The sequence below is a fragment of the Auraticoccus monumenti genome (genome assembly GCF_900101785.1).
Lineage (GTDB): Bacteria > Actinomycetota > Actinomycetes > Propionibacteriales > Propionibacteriaceae > Auraticoccus > Auraticoccus monumenti.
The window spans coordinates 4019715-4035328 of record NZ_LT629688.1 but is presented as its reverse complement, the minus strand read 5'-3'; the positions used below and the strand labels follow the sequence as shown (position 1 = coordinate 4035328).

13 protein-coding genes are annotated in these 15614 nt (G+C 73.8%); 5 read left to right on the top strand and 8 right to left on the bottom strand.

Annotated elements, in window-relative coordinates; genetic code table 11:
- Positions 1 to 36: 36 nt before the first annotated feature.
- From BLT52_RS18685 to BLT52_RS18675, 3 genes are read right to left on the bottom strand one after another with little or no spacing between them, the layout of a single operon-like run.
- Positions 37 to 1626, bottom strand: coding sequence for a hypothetical protein (locus BLT52_RS18685; protein ID WP_090595622.1), 1590 nt, complete (start codon positions 1624 to 1626; stop codon positions 37 to 39).
- 26 nt (positions 1627 to 1652) lie between these two features.
- On the bottom strand, positions 1653 to 2570 hold the full coding sequence (locus tag BLT52_RS18680; RefSeq protein WP_090595620.1) for a DUF2510 domain-containing protein: 918 nt from the start codon (positions 2568 to 2570) through the stop codon (positions 1653 to 1655).
- Positions 2567 to 4351, bottom strand: a complete 1785-nt coding sequence (locus BLT52_RS18675; RefSeq protein ID WP_090595619.1) for an NAD+ synthase — start codon at positions 4349 to 4351, stop codon at positions 2567 to 2569. The genes BLT52_RS18680 and BLT52_RS18675 overlap by 4 nt, the downstream gene beginning before the upstream one ends.
- Before the next feature lie 30 nt (positions 4352 to 4381).
- Between BLT52_RS18675 and glnA (BLT52_RS18670) the strand changes: the two genes are divergently transcribed.
- On the top strand, positions 4382 to 5722 hold the full coding sequence (gene glnA / locus BLT52_RS18670) for a type I glutamate--ammonia ligase (RefSeq protein ID WP_090595617.1): 1341 nt from the start codon (positions 4382 to 4384) through the stop codon (positions 5720 to 5722).
- 44 nt (positions 5723 to 5766) lie between these two features.
- Positions 5767 to 6312 (top strand): hypothetical protein, encoded by a 546-nt coding sequence (locus BLT52_RS18665; protein ID WP_090595616.1) that lies wholly within the window; start codon positions 5767 to 5769, stop codon positions 6310 to 6312.
- Here BLT52_RS18665 and BLT52_RS18660 read toward each other — a convergent pair.
- Positions 6257 to 7024: a sterol carrier family protein gene (locus tag BLT52_RS18660; protein ID WP_090595614.1), complete on the bottom strand. Its 768-nt coding sequence runs from the start codon at positions 7022 to 7024 to the stop codon at positions 6257 to 6259. The two genes, BLT52_RS18665 and BLT52_RS18660, sit on opposite strands and share 56 nt — an antisense overlap.
- Before the next feature lie 40 nt (positions 7025 to 7064).
- Between BLT52_RS18660 and BLT52_RS18655 the strand changes: the two genes are divergently transcribed.
- Positions 7065 to 9998 (top strand): bifunctional [glutamine synthetase] adenylyltransferase/[glutamine synthetase]-adenylyl-L-tyrosine phosphorylase, encoded by a 2934-nt coding sequence (locus BLT52_RS18655; RefSeq protein ID WP_090595612.1) that lies wholly within the window; start codon positions 7065 to 7067, stop codon positions 9996 to 9998.
- 24 nt (positions 9999 to 10022) lie between these two features.
- Here the strand turns inward: BLT52_RS18655 and BLT52_RS18650 are convergent, their stop codons facing one another.
- The 3 genes from BLT52_RS18650 to BLT52_RS18640 form a co-directional block, all read right to left on the bottom strand.
- The gene (locus BLT52_RS18650) at positions 10023 to 10715 is read right to left on the bottom strand and encodes an NADPH-dependent F420 reductase (protein ID WP_090595611.1); all 693 of its coding nucleotides are present in this window, start codon (positions 10713 to 10715) and stop codon (positions 10023 to 10025) included.
- 346 nt (positions 10716 to 11061) lie between these two features.
- Entirely contained in the window at positions 11062 to 11529 is a 468-nt protein-coding gene (locus BLT52_RS18645; protein ID WP_090595609.1) for a CAP domain-containing protein, read from the bottom strand.
- A gap of 128 nt (positions 11530 to 11657) precedes the next feature.
- On the bottom strand, positions 11658 to 12161 hold the full coding sequence (locus tag BLT52_RS18640) for a CAP domain-containing protein (protein WP_090595608.1): 504 nt from the start codon (positions 12159 to 12161) through the stop codon (positions 11658 to 11660).
- 419 nt (positions 12162 to 12580) lie between these two features.
- On the opposite strand from BLT52_RS18640, the gene BLT52_RS21125 reads away from it, so the two are divergent.
- The gene (locus BLT52_RS21125) at positions 12581 to 13285 is read left to right on the top strand and encodes a GAF and ANTAR domain-containing protein (protein ID WP_172804077.1); all 705 of its coding nucleotides are present in this window, start codon (positions 12581 to 12583) and stop codon (positions 13283 to 13285) included.
- A 273-nt stretch (positions 13286 to 13558) separates the two neighbouring features.
- Here BLT52_RS21125 and glnA (BLT52_RS18630) read toward each other — a convergent pair whose 3' ends face one another.
- A complete protein-coding gene (gene glnA, locus BLT52_RS18630; protein ID WP_090595605.1) occupies positions 13559 to 14980 on the bottom strand; it encodes a type I glutamate--ammonia ligase in 1422 nt (473 codons plus the stop codon).
- Between the two features lie 244 nt (positions 14981 to 15224).
- Between glnA (BLT52_RS18630) and BLT52_RS18625 the strand changes: the two genes are divergently transcribed.
- Positions 15225 to 15605 (top strand): RDD family protein, encoded by a 381-nt coding sequence (locus BLT52_RS18625; RefSeq protein WP_090597101.1) that lies wholly within the window; start codon positions 15225 to 15227, stop codon positions 15603 to 15605.
- Positions 15606 to 15614 lie beyond the last annotated feature (9 nt).

The following is a 15614-nucleotide window of genomic DNA, read 5'->3' as shown; positions in this document are numbered from 1 at the left end:
TCCTCCCTGTCCACCGTCGGGTGCTGGAGCCCCCGCTCACCCGACGGTGTTCTCCATCACGATGATGAACACCACCACCAGGAGCATGGTCACCCCGACCGTCCACAGGATGCGGCGGGCCAGCCGCCGGCGGTCGGTGACGAAGTGGTCGTACTGCGGGTCGGCGGGGAGCCGGAGCCGTCGCTCGGGCGGGACGGCCTCGTCCATGGCCCGGCGCAGCGCCGCGGTGCCCCCGATGGCCAGCCACGGGATGGCGGCCCGGCGGCCCTCCTCGTCGACCAGCACCGTGTAGGTCTCGCCCCGGTCCACCCGGGCGACGGTGCGCGACAGGTCGACCGCCGCGCTGGAGGCGTCCACGGCGTGACGGCCCACGCCGGTGCGCACGGTCAGGACGTCCCCCCGCCGGGTGACGTCGGTGCGGAGCTGGCGCCCGTCGGTGGCGGGCAGCAGCAGCGCGGACCGGTGGGTGGAGGTCCGCCCGCGCCCCTCCGGCAGGTCCGGGACCGGCTGGAGGGGGAAGGCGGCCGGGGCCGGCACCCCGGCCGGCAGACCCAGCAGCAGCTGGTCCAGCAGGGTGGCCAGGTCACGGCGGACGGCGCCCTCCTCGAGCCGGTCCAGCTCGCCGAGCAGCTCCAGGGTGCTCTGCTGCCGGCCGGTCTGCAGGGTCCGCGAGGCCATCGAGACGATGCCCAGCAGCGTTCGGGTCGACTCCTCCCCGCGCACCGTCGCCAGGTGGGTGGCGAGCTCGTCCGCACCAGGCTCACGGCAGATCTCGAGGGCGCTGACCACCGCCCGGTGGGCGCTCGCGCGGTCGTAGCCGTCGTCGGTGCGCGCCTGCAGGGTCAGCAGCCACTCCCCGCCCGCGGCCACGGTGCCGACCGCCAGCCCCTGCGCCTCGCCGCTGATCGCCAGCGCGCGGTTGACGGTGTGGATCAGGACCTGCTGGGCCACCCGGGCCGCCAGCGTGTCCGGGGACCGCGCGCTGAGCACGTTGTTGGCGAAGGAGGGGACCACCGACTCCGGTCCGCGGTCCCGCCAGCGCAGCGGTGCGGGTGCGGGGAGGGCCCCGTCGGCGGCGAAGGCCGAGCCGACCAGGCCCGGGTCGGTGGTGAAGGCGACCACGGGGCAGCCGCGGGTCGGGCTCCAGGCCTGCAGGGCCTGGGTGACCACCTCCTCCTCACCGCTGCGGCGGGGGCTGAGCTCGGCGGACAGGGACGCCGGACCGGCGCCGAACCAGGCCTCCAGCTCGCGCGGCCACCCCCGCAGGCCCTCGGCGGGCTGGGCCCGCGAGGCTGCGGCGAGGTCGAGCCGGGCCGGCTCGCGCAGACCGGCGTCCAGCCGGGCCAGCCGGGCGGCCAGGTCGTCCGGCGCCCCGGCCACCACCACCAGGGTGTCCTCCAGCCCCGGGGTGACCGCGACCTGCAGCTGCTGGACGCCGCGGTCGGTCTCCACCGGGCGCGCCAGCTCCCGCCGGACCACCTCGGCGGCGGCGTCGATCGACCCGAGGCCGGCGACGCTCTGGTGGGCGCGTCCTCGTCCCAGCACGACCCCCGCCACCGCGGGCCCTCCGTCGCTGCGACCCAGGTGCAGCCAGGGGACGCCGTCGGTCTCGTGCCAGGTGTCCATGGCCCCAGGCTAGGGGTGCGGCCAGGTCAGCCCACCCGCAGCGACTCCCGGGCGGCGTCGATCAGGGCGATCCGGCCGGTGTCGCCCAGGGGTGCGCAGGAGGAGAAGAACGACAGCGACTCCCCGCTCCCGTCGTCGACCACGACGACGTCGGCCACGTCCCCCTCGACCTGGCGCTCGTCCACCCGGATCTCCGCGCGCAGCCACCACCCGGGACGCCCGTCGACGGTGACCGCCTCGCTGACCACGTCCTGGCGCTCCACGAAGGTGGCGTAGTAGTCGGAGGAGGCCAGGCAGTCCATCATGTCCCGCGCCGCCTGCTGGGGCTCGGCGAACCCGTCGGCGGTGCTGATCGCCCCGACCACGGTGGAGGCGATCCAGCGGTCGGTGACGTGGTCGTACTGCCCGGCCACGTCGTAGGCCCAGGTGTAGCCGCTCCCCGCGTAGTCCTCCCAGCCGGGCACCGGCTCCTGGCTCAGGCCACCGCCGTGCACGCGTCCGTCGACGGGGTGGTCCTGGCGGACGTAGGGGTCGCCGTAGGGGCAGCTCTCCAGACCGCCCTCGCTCGGCGTCCCGCCGCTCGCCGACGGCGTGGGGCTGACCGGCGTCGGGGTGGGGGTCGGCGTGGGGGTCGGCCGGCTGGTCTCGTCCCAGGCGGAGACGGTGGAGGTCGGCGCGGGCCCGGGGTCGGCCCGGTCGTCGTCGCCGAGCAGCCGCGGGACCAGCAGGGCTGCGACGAGGGCCAGCACGGCCAGCACGGCCACCAGGGCGATGACGCCACCGCGTCCCCGGCCCCGGCGCCCGTCGCCCGGCCCCGCCGCCGGTGGCCCCGGGGGAGGGGTGGCGCCCGGTGTCCGGGAGGTGGCGGCGGTCCAGGCACGCCCGTCCCACCACCGGTAGCCGGGCTGACCGGAGGGGTCGGGGTACCAGCCGGGGGTGCTCATGCGTCGGTGACGTCGCTGACCGACACGCCGCCGCGACCCGGGTCGGTCTCGCGCCAGCCGTTGGTGATGGGCAGCCGGCGGTCCCGCCCGAAGGCCTTGAAGCTGATCTTGGTGCCCGGCGGGTACTGGCGCCGCTTGTACTCGGCCCGGTCCACCATCTGCACCACCCGCTGCACCAGGGCGGCGTCGAACCCCGCGGCGACCATCTCACCCAGCCCGGTGTCGGTGCCCACGTAGGACTCCAGCACCCGGTCCAGGACCTCGTAGGGCGGCAGGGTGTCGGTGTCGCGCTGGCCCGGTCGCAGCTCGGCGCTGGGCTCCTTGGTGATCGTGCCCTCCGGGACCGGCGGGGTCTCACCGCGTCGCCCGGCCTGCTCGTTGCGCCAGCGGGCCAGCTCCCAGACCAGCGTCTTGGGGACGTCCTTGATCGGGGCGAACCCGCCGACCGCGTCGCCGTAGATGGTGGAGTAGCCGACGGCCAGCTCGGTCTTGTTGCCGCAGGCCAGCACGATCGAAGGCCCGTCCTGGTTCGAGCGGGCCATCCAGATCACCGCACGGACGCGGGCCTGCAGGTTCTCCGCGGCGACCCCGTCCAGCTCGAGCGCGGCCTCGAAGGCGTCCACCATCGGGGCGATCTCGACGGTGGAGAAGTGCAGCCCGGTCCGGCGGGCCAGCTCGGCGGCGTCGCTGCGGGAGTGCTCGCTGGACCACGCGCCGGGGTTGGAGATGCCGTGCACGTTCTCCGCGCCGAGGGCGTCGCAGGCGATGCTGGCCACCAGCGTGGAGTCGATGCCACCGGACAGGCCGAGGAAGACCGTCCGGATGCCGTTCTTGGCGCAGTAGTCCCGCAGCCCCAGGACCAGGGCGGCGTGGATCTCGGCCAGCCGGTCCAGCCGCTCGGCCATCGGCGTCTCGACCGGCTGCGGCGGGGTGGCGGCCGGCGTCGAGACCGGGCCGAGGTCGAGCACCCGGCGCACCGTCATGCCGCTGGGCCCCACCGGCAGCGCCACCTCCGTGGCGGTCGCCGCCGCCAGCTCCAGGTCCGCCAGCACCAGGCTCTCCACGAACTGCGGTCCGCGGGCCAGCACCTCCCCGTCGGCGGCCACCACCATCGAGTCGCCGTCGAAGACCAGCTCGTCCTGACCGCCGACCAGGTTGACGTAGGCCAGCGGGCAGCCGACCTCGGCCGCACGGCGGCGGACCAGCTCCAGCCGGACGTCGTCCTTGGCGCTCTCGTAGGGGGAGGCGTTGACCACCGCCAGCAGACCGGCCCCGGCCTCGGCGGCGGCCTGCACCGGCCCGCCGTCCTGCCACAGGTCCTCGCAGATGGCCAGCGCCACGTCGACCCCGCGCACCCGCACCACCAGCATCTCGGTGCCCGGGCGGAAGTAGCGGTACTCGTCGAAGACGCCGTAGTTGGGCAGGTGGTGCTTCTCGTAGCCGGCCAGCACGCGTCCGCCGTGCAGCACCGAGGCCTTGTTCTCCGGACGGCGGTCGGCGGCCCGGTCCAGATGCCCGACCACGACCACCAGCCCGCCCAGCCCCTCGGTCTCGAGGCGCTCGGCCAGCCGCCCGACCGCCGCGACGCTGGCGTCGACGAAGCTGGTGCGCAGGGCCAGGTCCTCCACCGGGTAGCCGGTCAGGGCCATCTCGGGCAGCAGCACCAGGTCCGCACCGGACCTCGCGGCGGCCCGGCACCACTCCAGCGCGGCGTCGGCGTTGGCCTCCACGGCCCCGACGGTGGTGTTGAGCTGGGCCAGCGCGAGGCGGAGGTGTGGCACGCGCTCAGACTAGTCAGGCAGACTGTCGCCATGGACAAGCAGACGGAGTTCGTGTTGCGCACCATCGAGGAGCGCGACGTCCGCTTCGTCCGGCTGTGGTTCACCGACGTGCTGGGATTCCTCAAGTCGGTGGCGATCGCCCCCGCCGAGCTCGAGGGCGCCTTCAGCGAGGGCATCGGCTTCGACGGCTCCGCGATCGAGGGCTTCGCCCGGATCCAGGAGTCCGACATGGTGGCCCACCCCGACCCCTCGACCTTCCAGCTGCTGCCGTGGCGGGACCAGGTGCAGGGGACCGGCCGGATGTTCTGCGACATCCGCCTCCCCGACGGCTCGCCCTCCTACGCCGACCCGCGGTTCGTGCTCAAGCGGGCGCTGGACAAGGCCGCCGACCAGGGGTTCACCTTCTACACCCACCCCGAGGTGGAGTTCTTCCTCTTCGAGGACGGGCCGCTGGCCCCGGGCCAGCCGCCGGTCCCGATCGACTCCTCGGGCTACTTCGACCACACCCCGCACGGGGCCAGCAGCGACTTCCGCCGCCGGGCCATCACCATGCTGGAGCAGATGGGCATCTCGGTGGAGTTCTCCCACCACGAGCACGCCCCCGGTCAGCAGGAGATCGACCTGCGCTACGCCGACGCGCTCACCATGGCCGACAACATCATGACCTTCCGGGTGGTGATCAAGGAGGTCGCCATGAGCGAGGGGATGCGCGCCTCCTTCATGCCCAAGCCCTTCAGCGGCCAGGCCGGCTCGGGCATGCACACCCACGTCTCGCTCTTCGAGGGCGACGCCAACGCCTTCTACGACGCCTCCGACGAGTACCACCTCTCCGCGACGGCCCGGCAGTTCATCGCCGGGGTGCTGCACCACGGGGCGGAGATCTCCGCGGTGACCAACCAGTGGGTGAACTCCTACAAGCGGCTGGCCGGCGGCGGGGAGGCCCCGAGCTACGTCTGCTGGGGCCGCAACAACCGCTCCGCGCTGGTGCGGGTGCCGATGTACAAGCCGAGCAAGAGCTCCTCGGCGCGTGTGGAGATCCGCTCGATCGACTCCGCCGCCAACCCCTACCTGGCCTACGCGGTGGTGCTCAGCGCCGGTCTGGACGGGATCGCCAAGGGGATGGAGCTGCCCGAGGAGTCCGCCGACGACGTCTGGTCGCTGACCGAGCGCGAGCGCCGGGCGCTGGGCATCGCGCCGCTGCCGCGCAACCTCGACGAGGCCGTGCGGGTGATGGAGGGCTCGGAGCTGGTGGCCGAGACCCTGGGCGAGCACGTCTTCGACTACTTCCTGCGCAACAAGCGGGCCGAGTTCGACTCCTACCGCGCGCAGGTCACGCCGTGGGAGCTCTCCACCATGCTCCCGGTGATGTGACGCCCGACGGTGCGCCGGCACCGCTCCTCCCCGGACGCTGAGCGGTGGCCGCCGACCCGCTGGCCTGGCCGCTGCGGCTCGTGCCCGACCGGGGCGCGGACGTGGTCTGGACGGTGCCCAGCCTGACGGTGCTCGAGCTGTCGCTGCCCTCGCTGGGCGACTGGGACGACGACTACACCTGCAGCGACGCCGAGGGCGCCCGGCTGCGGCTGGTCGTCGCCGCGCACACCCTGCTCTACGCCGCCCGGGTGGACCGCTCCTGGCACCGCGGGCGGCTGGCGGTCGTCCAGGGGCGCACCGAGGACGGGGACCTGCTGCTGGCCGAGCGCTCCGACGGCGTGGTGACCCGGACGCTGGAGTTCGAGCCGAACGGGCACCGCACCCCGGCCCCGAACTGGCCCGCTCCGCTGCGGGCCGGTGCCGACCTCGGGCTGGTCCCCTCGCCGGTGGCGCCGGCGGAGTTCGACCGGCTGTGGACCGGCTCCACCCAGGCCCGTCCCGGGCGGCGCTACCGCTCCGGCTGGTGGGGCCGGTTCACCGCAGCAGCGGCAGCCAGCCCGACAGGTCAGCCCGGTGCCCGCTCGCGCTGACCAGCCCCTGGCTGCGCGCCTCCAGCCAGGCCAGCCGGCCGGTGGCCAGCCGCAGGAAGGTCCGCGGGGCGCACTCCACCACGTTGGGCGGGGTGCCCCGGGTGTGGGCCAGGGTGCTGCCCTCCACCCCGCACTGGACCGCGCCGTGCGGGGGGACCCGCACCTCCAGCGTCTGCCCGGGGTGCTCGGCGGTCAGCCAGGCCAGCAGGTGGCGCACCGCCGCCGCCTCGGCCTTCCGGCTGGGACCGGGGGCGCCGGGCACCGCGCGGGTGAGGTCGTCGGCGTGCACGACGGCGTCCACCAGCCGCGTGGCCACCCAGTCCGTCCCGCGCAGCGGCCCGCGCGGACCGGCCACCACGGCGGGGACGGCCCCGGCGGCCGCCTCCGAGATCCGGGCGGCCAGCTCCGCGAGGTCCGCCGCGGTCGGACCGTCGGCGCGGGCCCGCGCCCGCTCGTCGATCTCGCCGGCCCCGGCGGCGTAGCGGGCGACGTAGTCCAGCACCGGTAGCGGGGCGTCACGGGTGGGGCGGCCCAGGCCGTCCAGCAGCCCCTCGCCGACCACCACCAGGTGGGCCGACAGGGTGCCGACGTCCCAGCCCGGCAGCGGCGTGGGGGTGCTCGGGTCGGCCGAGGGCAGCCAGTCGGCCCAGGTCCGCAGCAGCTCGGCGACCAGCTCGAGGTCGACCCGGGGTCGTGGTCGGGGTGGGGGCACGGACCGAGGCTAGCGGTGACGCACCTCTACGATCGGAGCCATGACGAGGTTGGACACCGGCGTGACGGCGCTGCTGCGTCGCGGTCTGACCGACCTGGACGCCGCCCGCACCGCGCTGGCGGACTGGCCGCAGGAGGCCGCGCCGGTGCTCGACGCCGTCGGCCTCACCCCCGACCCGGACCTGGCGCTGACCTCGGTGCAGCGGCTGCGGAGCGGCGTGGACGGTCTGCTGGACCGCCTGGTCGCCGAGCCGGTGCTGCGCCGCCAGCTGCTGGCCGTGCTGGCCACCAGCCAGGGGCTCGGCCAGCACCTGGAGCGGCACCCGCACCTGGTGGAGGACCTCACCCGGCCGGCCACGCTGCCCGCCCGGGAGGAGATGGGCCAGGAGCTGGCGGAGGCCACCGGCTCGGAGGAGGACGTGGCCGGGGCGGCCAACGCGCTCCGGCTGACGTACCGGCGGCTGCTGCTCCGGGTGGCCACGGTCGACGTCACCGCGGAGGACCCGGCCGCCCTGCTGCCCGACGTGGCCGGTGCCCTGACCGACCTGGCCGACGCCACCCTGGTGGCCGCGCTGGACCTGGCCCGCCGTGAGGTCGAGGGCAGCGAGCAGGTCCGGCTGGCGGTGGTCGGGCTCGGCAAGTGCGGGGCCCACGAGCTCAACTACGTCAGCGACGTCGACGTCCTCTTCGTCGCCGAGCCCGCCACCGGTGCGGACGGGGAGCCGGTGGTCGGGGTGGACCGGGCGCTCGCCCTGGGCACCCGGGTCGCGGCGGCGATGACCCGGATCTGCTCCGCGCACAGCCTCGCCGGGACCATCTGGGAGGTCGACGCCGCGCTGCGGCCCGAGGGCAGGGCAGGGCCGCTGGTGCGGACCCTGTCGAGCATGCGCGGCTACTACGAGCGCTGGGCCAAGCCGTGGGAGTTCCAGGCGATGCTCAAGGCGCGTCCGGTCGCGGGTGACCTGGGGCTGGGTGAGGAGTTCCTGGCCCTGGTGCACCCGGGGGTGTGGTCGGTGGGGGACACCCCGCGCTTCGTGGCCGACACCCAGGCGATGCGGCGCCGGGTGATCGAGCTGATCCCGGCGCGGGAGAGCGGCCGGGAGATGAAGCTCGGTGAGGGCGGTCTGCGCGACATCGAGTTCTCGGTGCAGCTGCTCCAGCTGGTGCACGGCCGCACCGACGAGAGCCTGCGCACGTCGTCCACCCTGGAGGGGCTGGAGGCCCTGGTCGAGGGCGGCTACGTGGGACGCACCGACGGGGCGGAGCTGGCCTCGGCCTACCGCTTCGAGCGGCTGCTGGAGCACCGGGTGCAGCTGTTCCGGCTGCGCCGCACCCACCTGCTGCCCACCGACCAGGCCGACCTGCGCAGGCTGGCCCGCTCGGTCGGGCTGCGCGACGCCGAGGCCGTCTCCGAGGCGTGGCAGACCACCTCGCGGCAGGTGCTCACCCTGCACCGCCGTCTCTTCTACTCCCCGCTGCTGGAGGCGGTGGCCCGGATCCCGTCCGAGCGGCTGGCGCTCACCACGGGTGCGGCGCGGGACTGGCTGCGGGCCCTGGGTTTCACCGACACCGAGGGGGCGCTGGCCCACATCGGCGCGCTGAGCACCGGGATGAGCCGCTCGGCCGGCATCCAGCGCCAGCTGCTCCCGGCCATGATGGGCTGGTTCGCCGAGGCCCCCAACCCCGACCACGGGCTGAGGGCCTTCGCCCAGGTCTCCCAGGCGCTGGGGTCGACGTCGTGGTACCTGCGGGCGCTCCGGGACGAGGGGGCGATGGCCCAGCGGCTGGCCCGCATCCTGGCGTCCTCGCGCTACGCGGTGGAGCTGCTGCGCCGCTCGCCGGAGGCGGTGCAGCTGCTGGCCAAGACCGAGGACCTGGTGCCGCGCACCCACGCCCAGCTCTGCGAGGCCGCCCGCGCCTCGGGACGTCGTCACGCCGACCCGGAGAAGGCCGTCACCGCGATCCGCTCGGTCCGCCGCCGCGAGCTGTTCCGGGTGGCTGCGGCGGACGTGCTGGGGCTGGTGGACGTCGAGCAGGTGGGTCAGGCGGTGACCGACATCAGCACCGCGACCATCGAGGCGGCGCTGGAGGCGGTGCGGCGCGACACCGGCACCACCGACGTCCCGATCGCGCTGGTCTCGATGGGGCGCTGGGGTGGGCAGGAGATGTCCTACGCCTCCGACGCCGACGCGATGTTCGTGGTGGCCGACGACCTGGAGCCGGAGCAGCGCACCGCCGCCAGCGCCGCGATCACCCGGCTGCGGGCGCTGATGTCACGACCCGGGCCGGACCCGGCGCTACCCATCGACGCCGACCTGCGGCCCGAGGGCAAGGGCGGGCCGATGCTGCGCAGCCTGGGCTCCTACCGCAGCTACTACCAGCGCTGGTCCTCCACCTGGGAGTCCCAGGCCCTGATCCGGGCCACCGTCGGGGCGGGGGACGTCGAGCTGGCGCAGGCGGTGCTGGACGTGGTGGAGCGGCTGCGCTGGCCCGAGGGCGGGCTGAGCGAGACCCAGCGGCGCGAGATCCGTCGGCTCAAGGCCCGGATGGAGTCCGAGCGGCTGCCGCGCGGGGCCGACCCGTCCCGGCACACCAAGCTGGGTCCCGGGGGGCTGAGCGACGTGGAGTGGACCGTCCAGCTGCTCCAGCTCGACCACGCCGCCGAGGTGCCGGAGCTGCGGACCACGCAGACCCTGCCGGCGCTGCGGTCCGCCCGCGAGCACGGGCTGCTCGACGCCGACGACGCGGCCGCGCTGGAGGAGGCCTGGGTGCTGGCCAGCCGGGTCCGCAACACGGTGATGCTGGTCCGGGGCAAGGCCTCGGACTCCTTCCCGACCGACCCGGTGGAGCTGGCCGCGGTGGCCGAGCTGCTCGGGCACGGTGCGCACGGGGGCTCCCACCTGCTGGAGCGCTACGGACGGGTGGCCCGACGCGCCCGGGCAGTGGTCGACCGGGTCTTCTGGGACGAGGGCTAGACCGTCGGGGGCGAGCCGACGACCTCAGCGCGGCAGGCGCTCGGCCCGCTGCAGGTTCCGGACGAGCTCCTCGCGGCTCTGGCCGTCGACGTGGTGGGGCCACATCGGCGTGCCGGGCCCGCTGCGCCAGGACTCGCTGAGTGGGCTGTTGTCCACGGCGTCGAAACCCAGGTCGTCGTAGAGGCGCGTGACGGCCTCCACCGCCTCGGGGAAGTCGCTGGAGACGACCAGCGCCTTCCGGTCCGGGGCCCCGGCCGGCCGGGCGAGCCGGACCACCGCCGGGAGCTCGTCGTCCGGGACGCGGATCTCGGACCGCGCGTGGAACTGGACGTGGGTGAAGGCCTTGACCACCTTCGCCTCCGGCAGCTGCTCCTGGCGCAGCTCGTGGACGGTCTTCCGGCCGGCGACGACCTCGGGGTAGATCCCGTCCCGCCAGGGCATGTAGTTGTTGTTGTCGAGCACGACCTTCCCGGCCAGCTGCGTCGTCGGCAGCCGGTCGGTCGGCCGGTAGGGGAAGGCGAGCACCACGAGGTCGGCCGCGCTCGCCGCCTCCGCCGGCGTCGCCGCCCGGGCCCGTGGGCCCAGCGCGGCCACGAGCGACGCCAGCGTCTCCGGTCCGCGCGAGTTGGCGATCACCACGTCGTACCCCGACGTGATCACCGCACGGGCGAGGGTGCTGCCTGCCTGCCCGGCCCCGATGATGCCGATGGTGCTCACGAGCCCGCCCCTGCCGACCTCGGGCGAGGTGCGCCGCCGGTCGTGGGTGGGGCGTCCGTGCCTGGGTGGATCAGAGGTCGGCGGTGACCGGCGAGGGGCTGCTGCCGTCGGCTCCGGGACTCACGCGGACCGTGCAGGGGCGCCTCGGGCGCATCCGTCAGCTGGCTCATGCCGCGAACCTAGGACGCTTCCGGACGGTGCGGGAGGGCCCTGTCAGCCCCCGGGCTCGGCACGACCCCGGCTGCTGCCACCTCGCGGACGCTGCAGGACCTGCTCGGGGGCCGGGTGAGAACCCCGCGGTGCCCGGAGCGGTGCTCAGGTGGCCGGGAGGGCCGACGTCCTCCGCTCAGCGGGGCGTGCCGAAGACCTGCGCGACGTACCAGCGGCCCGAGGAGTCCTGGGCGGCGGACACCACGCCCTGCGTGAAGGTGGGGTCGAGGATGTTGGCCCGGTGACCGCTGGAGGCCATCCAGCCGACGACCGTGGCCTTGCCGGAGGGGTACCCCACAGCCACGTTCTCCCCGACGCGGGAGAGCCCGCAGGCGGACAGGATCGGGCGCAGGTCCTGGTGGTGCATCCGCTTGGCCGCGGCCATGGCCCTGGCCTGACGGGTCGAGTAGGTGCGCAGGCAGGAGCTGTAGGAGAGCGTGGCCACGCTGCGCTCGGTGCGCTCGGCGTTGGTCTGCGTCCGGGCCTCGAGCGCGTAGGCGGACGGGGTCACCGCGGCCTGGGCGCTCGTCACCGGTGCGACGAGACCCAGGGTGGTGGTGGCCGCCACCACGGCGGCCGCACGGGTGAGACGGTTCTTCAGCATGACGGTTGCTCCTCCACTGGTGCGCACCCGGTCCGGGTGCGTCGGTCGGGGCTCCCCCGCAGCCGTGTCCTGCACCAGGGTCGTACCCGGTCGGCGACGGCTCACGCGGGGGCGGCTCCGGGTGCGGCTCAGCGCGAGCGGCCGAGGACCTGCGCGATGTACCAGGTGCCCTTGCTGTCCTTGTAGGCACCGACGCCGATGCTGCGGAACTTCGGGTTGAGCAGGTTGGCCCGGTGACCGGGGGAGTTCATCCACGCCTTGGTCACCGAGGTGCCGCTGCTGAAGCCGTAGGCCACGTTCTCCCCGACCAGGGAGAGCTTGCAGCCGTCCAGCACCGGCTTCAGCGGCTGGTGGAACATCGAGCGCTTCTTGGCCATGGCGCGCGCCTGCGCCTCGGCGAAGCGGTCCAGGCAGGCCGAGTGCTCGACCCTGGCCAGGTCGCGCTTGCTGCGCTCCCGGTTGGCCTGGGTGCGGACCTCCTGCTCCAGCGTGCTGGCGCCGATGGCCTGGGCCGCGGGGGCCGGGGCGATCGTGACCGACAGCACCAGCGCGGCGGCGAGGGCGACGAGGCGGGCGAGCCAGCGCGCCGAGGCGGTGCGCGGGGCGGCGACGTTCGTGGGGAGGGGGCTCATCGGGTTCTCCTGGGGGTGCGGGCTCGTACGTGCAGCGCCCCCGACGCGCCGATGCGCAGATATTAGGTCGCCTCCGGGCGCCCACCAAATCCTCGGCACGGAGGCCTGACCGAGCCGGACGGGTCGACGTCCTGCACGCGTCCGAGGCGCCGTGGGCGAAGCCCCGCGAGGATCCTGGAGGCGTCCCCCACCGGAGCCGCACGGGCGCCCGGGAGCGTGGATCACGACCCGGACCTCGACGCCGCGGAGGAGACCGCGGTCTGCCGCGTCCAGTGCGCCCTCTTCGCTTGGAGGACAGTGCCACGTCTGCTGTTACGTTGGCCGCAGCAACGTGTCGACTCGGTCCCCTGAGGGTCTGGTGCGGCTACGGGTCAGACAGCGGCCCATCTCTTGCTGCCGACGCCCACGGGGGTGTGCGCGTGCCAGATCACTCTCTGGTGCAGGTCCTGGCCGAGCGGGTGCGGGACATCAGCCACCGCTCGGACGAGGCAGCACGTCTGCAGCGAGCGGTGGAGGCGGCGGTCGACCTGGTGGCGGGCTGCGCCCACGCGGGGATCACCGTGGTGGAGAAGGGCTCGGTCAGGACCGCAGCGGCCACCGACCACGTCGTGCTCGCCGGGGACCAGCTGCAGTACGAGCTGGGTGAAGGACCCTGCCTGGACTCGATCCGGCTGCAGAGGACCGTGGTGGCCGACGACCTGACCTCCGATCCCCGGTGGCCGCTGTGGGCTCCGACGGTGCACGAGCGGCTGGGGGTGAGCGCCATGCTGTCGCTGCTCCTGTTCAGCGACGAGGGGTCCTTCGGGTCGCTGAACCTCTACGGCCGGTACCCGCAGGTCTTCGACAGCGACGACATCGCCGTGGCGAACGCCCTGGCGACGCACGTCGGGGTCGCGGTGTGGACCGGTCGGGCCATCGCGCACCGGGAGACCGCGCTGATCACCCGCACCGTCATCGGTCAGGCCGAGGGTGTGCTGATGGAGCGGTACCGGTTGACGCCGGCGGCCTCGTTCGCGCTGCTGCAACGGCTGTCGCAGACCACCAACCGCAAGCTGGTCGACCTGGCCACCGAGCTCGTCACCACCGGTCAGCTCGTCGCGCTGACCGACGTCCACGAGCCCTAGAGCTGGCCTGGGGTGACCTTCTCGGGGGAGGGGTCACCCCAGGTCGTCGTCAGGAACCTCCTCCGCGCGGCCGTCGTGAGCCGGCGGAGCGCGCCGGCTCACGAGGTGTCCCGGCGCGAGCACCTCTCCGGCCGCCGCCTCCGGTGAAGCCATGACGTCGCACGGGCCGCCATCGACGACGCGATGGCGGCCCGTGCGGGGTGGATCGGTAGGTCCTCCGGACCCCTGCCGACCAGGAGGTCCCGACCGGTCGACTGGTCGGTCCCTCGCTGCTCAGCAGTCGAAGTAGAGCTCGAACTCGTGCGGGGTCGGACGGAGACGGATGGCGTCGATCTCGGCGCGCTTCATCTCGATCCAGGTCTCGATCAGGTCGGAGGTGAAGACACCGCCGGCCAGCAGGAACTCGTGGTCGGCCTCCAGGTTGTCCAGCACCCCGGAGAGGTCGGCCGGCACGGTGGGCACGTTGGCGTGCTCCTCGGGCGGCAGCTCGTAGAGGTCCTTGTCGACCGGGGCCGGGGGCTCGATCTGGTTCTGGATGCCGTCCAGACCGGCCAGCAGGATCGCCGAGAACGCCAGGTAGGGGTTCGACGACGGGTCCGGGCAGCGGAACTCGACGCGCTTGGCCTTGGGGTTGGTCCCGGTGATGGGGATCCGGATGCAGGCCGAGCGGTTGCGCGAGCTGTAGACCAGGTTGACCGGGGCCTCGAAGCCGGGGACCAGGCGGTGGTAGGAGTTCACGCTGGGGTTGGTGAAGGCCAGCAGCGAGGGGGCGTGCTTGAGGATGCCGCCGATGTACCAGCGGGCCAGGTCGGACAGGCCGCCGTAGCCGGACTCGTCGTAGAAGAGCGGCACGCCGTCGTTCCAGATGGAGGAGTGCACGTGCATGCCCGAGCCGTTGTCGCCGAAGATCGGCTTCGGCATGAAGGTGGCGGTCTTGCCGTTCTCCCAGGCGGTGTTCTTCACCAGGTACTTGAACTTCTGGACGTCGTCACCGGCGCTCAGCAGGGTGGAGAAGCGGTAGTTGATCTCGGCCTGGCCGGCGGTGCCGACCTCGTGGTGGGCCCGCTCCACGGTCAGCCCGGAGGCCTCCATGTGGCGCACCATGTCGTCGCGCAGGTCGGCGAAGTGGTCGACCGGCGGGACGGGGAAGTAGCCGCCCTTGTACTTGACCTTGTACCCGCGGTTGCCGCCCTCCTCGACGCGGCCGGTGTTCCAGGCGCCGGCCACGGAGTCGATGGCGTAGTAGCCGGTGTTGGCCTTGGTCTCGAAGCGGACGTCGTCGAAGACGTAGAACTCGGCCTCGGGGGCGAAGAACGCGGTGTCACCGATGCCGGTCGAGGCCAGGTACGCCTCGGCCTTGCGCGCGATGTTGCGCGGGTCGCGGCTGTAGGGCTCCTTGGTGAGCGGGTCGTGCACGAAGAAGTTCACGCACAGGGTCTTGGCCTTGCGGAACGGGTCCAGGTAGGCCGTGGTCGGGTCCGGCAGCAGCGCCATGTCCGACTCGTGGATCTTCTGGAAGCCACGGATGGACGAGCCGTCGAAGGCCAGCCCCTCCTCGAACACCTCAGGACCGAACGACGTCGCGGGCACGGTGAAGTGCTGCATCATGCCGGGCAGGTCGCAGAAGCGGATGTCGACGACCTCGACACCCTCGTCCTTGATGTAGGCCAACAGGTCGTCGGCGCCTTGGAACATGGGTTTCCCTTCGGTTGAGCGTGCTGCACGTGTCGAGCCGGCAGCCCTGAGGTGACGGCCACACCCTAGGAAGACGCCGTTCCGGGCCGGTTGCACAGATGTTTCGGCCGCGTTACGGGAGATCCGGGCGGTGACCACCCTCCCACGACGACCACCCGGGCGGGGAGGCGTCCACGGGTAGGGTGGCCCGGTGAGCAGCGCCACCGCCGACCCCGCGGCCTCCTACCCGGGGGCCAGGCTGGGGATGCCCCGTGAGGGCCGCGGCTCCTCGGCCAGCTGGCGGTCCCGCATCGCGGCCATCCTGCTGGACTGGTTCGCCTGCATGCTGATCAGCGTCGGCGTCTTCGGCGACGTCGTCCTCACCGGGGACGGTTGGCCGAAGTTCATGCCGCTGACCATCTTCTTCGTCGAGTCCGCGGTGCTGTCGGCCCTGGCCGGCGGCTCCTTCGGCCAGCTGGTCTGCCGGATCGGCATCGCCCGGCTGGACCACCAGCCGCTGGGCTTCCTGCGCGCCGTGCCGCGGGCCCTGCTGGTCAGCCTGGCCCTGCCGGCCCTGATCGTGGACGGCGACCGCCGCGGGCTGCACGACCTGGTGCTGGGCACCGTGGTGGTCAACCGCCGCTGAGCCGGTCGG

Bases quoted from the DNA above. Each gene is read 5' to 3' on its own strand.
- BLT52_RS18625 (WP_090597101.1), top strand. From the start codon at position 15,225: ATGCCCCGTGAGGGCCGCGGCTCCTCGGCCAGCTGGCGGTCCCGCATC.
- BLT52_RS18640 (WP_090595608.1), bottom strand. From the start codon at position 12,161: ATGAGCCCCCTCCCCACGAACGTCGCCGCCCCGCGCACCGCCTCGGCG.
- BLT52_RS18645 (WP_090595609.1), bottom strand. From the start codon at position 11,529: ATGCTGAAGAACCGTCTCACCCGTGCGGCCGCCGTGGTGGCGGCCACC.
- glnA (WP_090595617.1), top strand. From the start codon at position 4,382: ATGGACAAGCAGACGGAGTTCGTGTTGCGCACCATCGAGGAGCGCGAC.
- BLT52_RS18655 (WP_090595612.1), top strand. From the start codon at position 7,065: ATGACGAGGTTGGACACCGGCGTGACGGCGCTGCTGCGTCGCGGTCTG.
- glnA (WP_090595605.1), bottom strand. From the start codon at position 14,980: ATGTTCCAAGGCGCCGACGACCTGTTGGCCTACATCAAGGACGAGGGT.
- BLT52_RS18685 (WP_090595622.1), bottom strand. From the start codon at position 1,626: ATGGACACCTGGCACGAGACCGACGGCGTCCCCTGGCTGCACCTGGGT.
- BLT52_RS18680 (WP_090595620.1), bottom strand. From the start codon at position 2,570: ATGAGCACCCCCGGCTGGTACCCCGACCCCTCCGGTCAGCCCGGCTAC.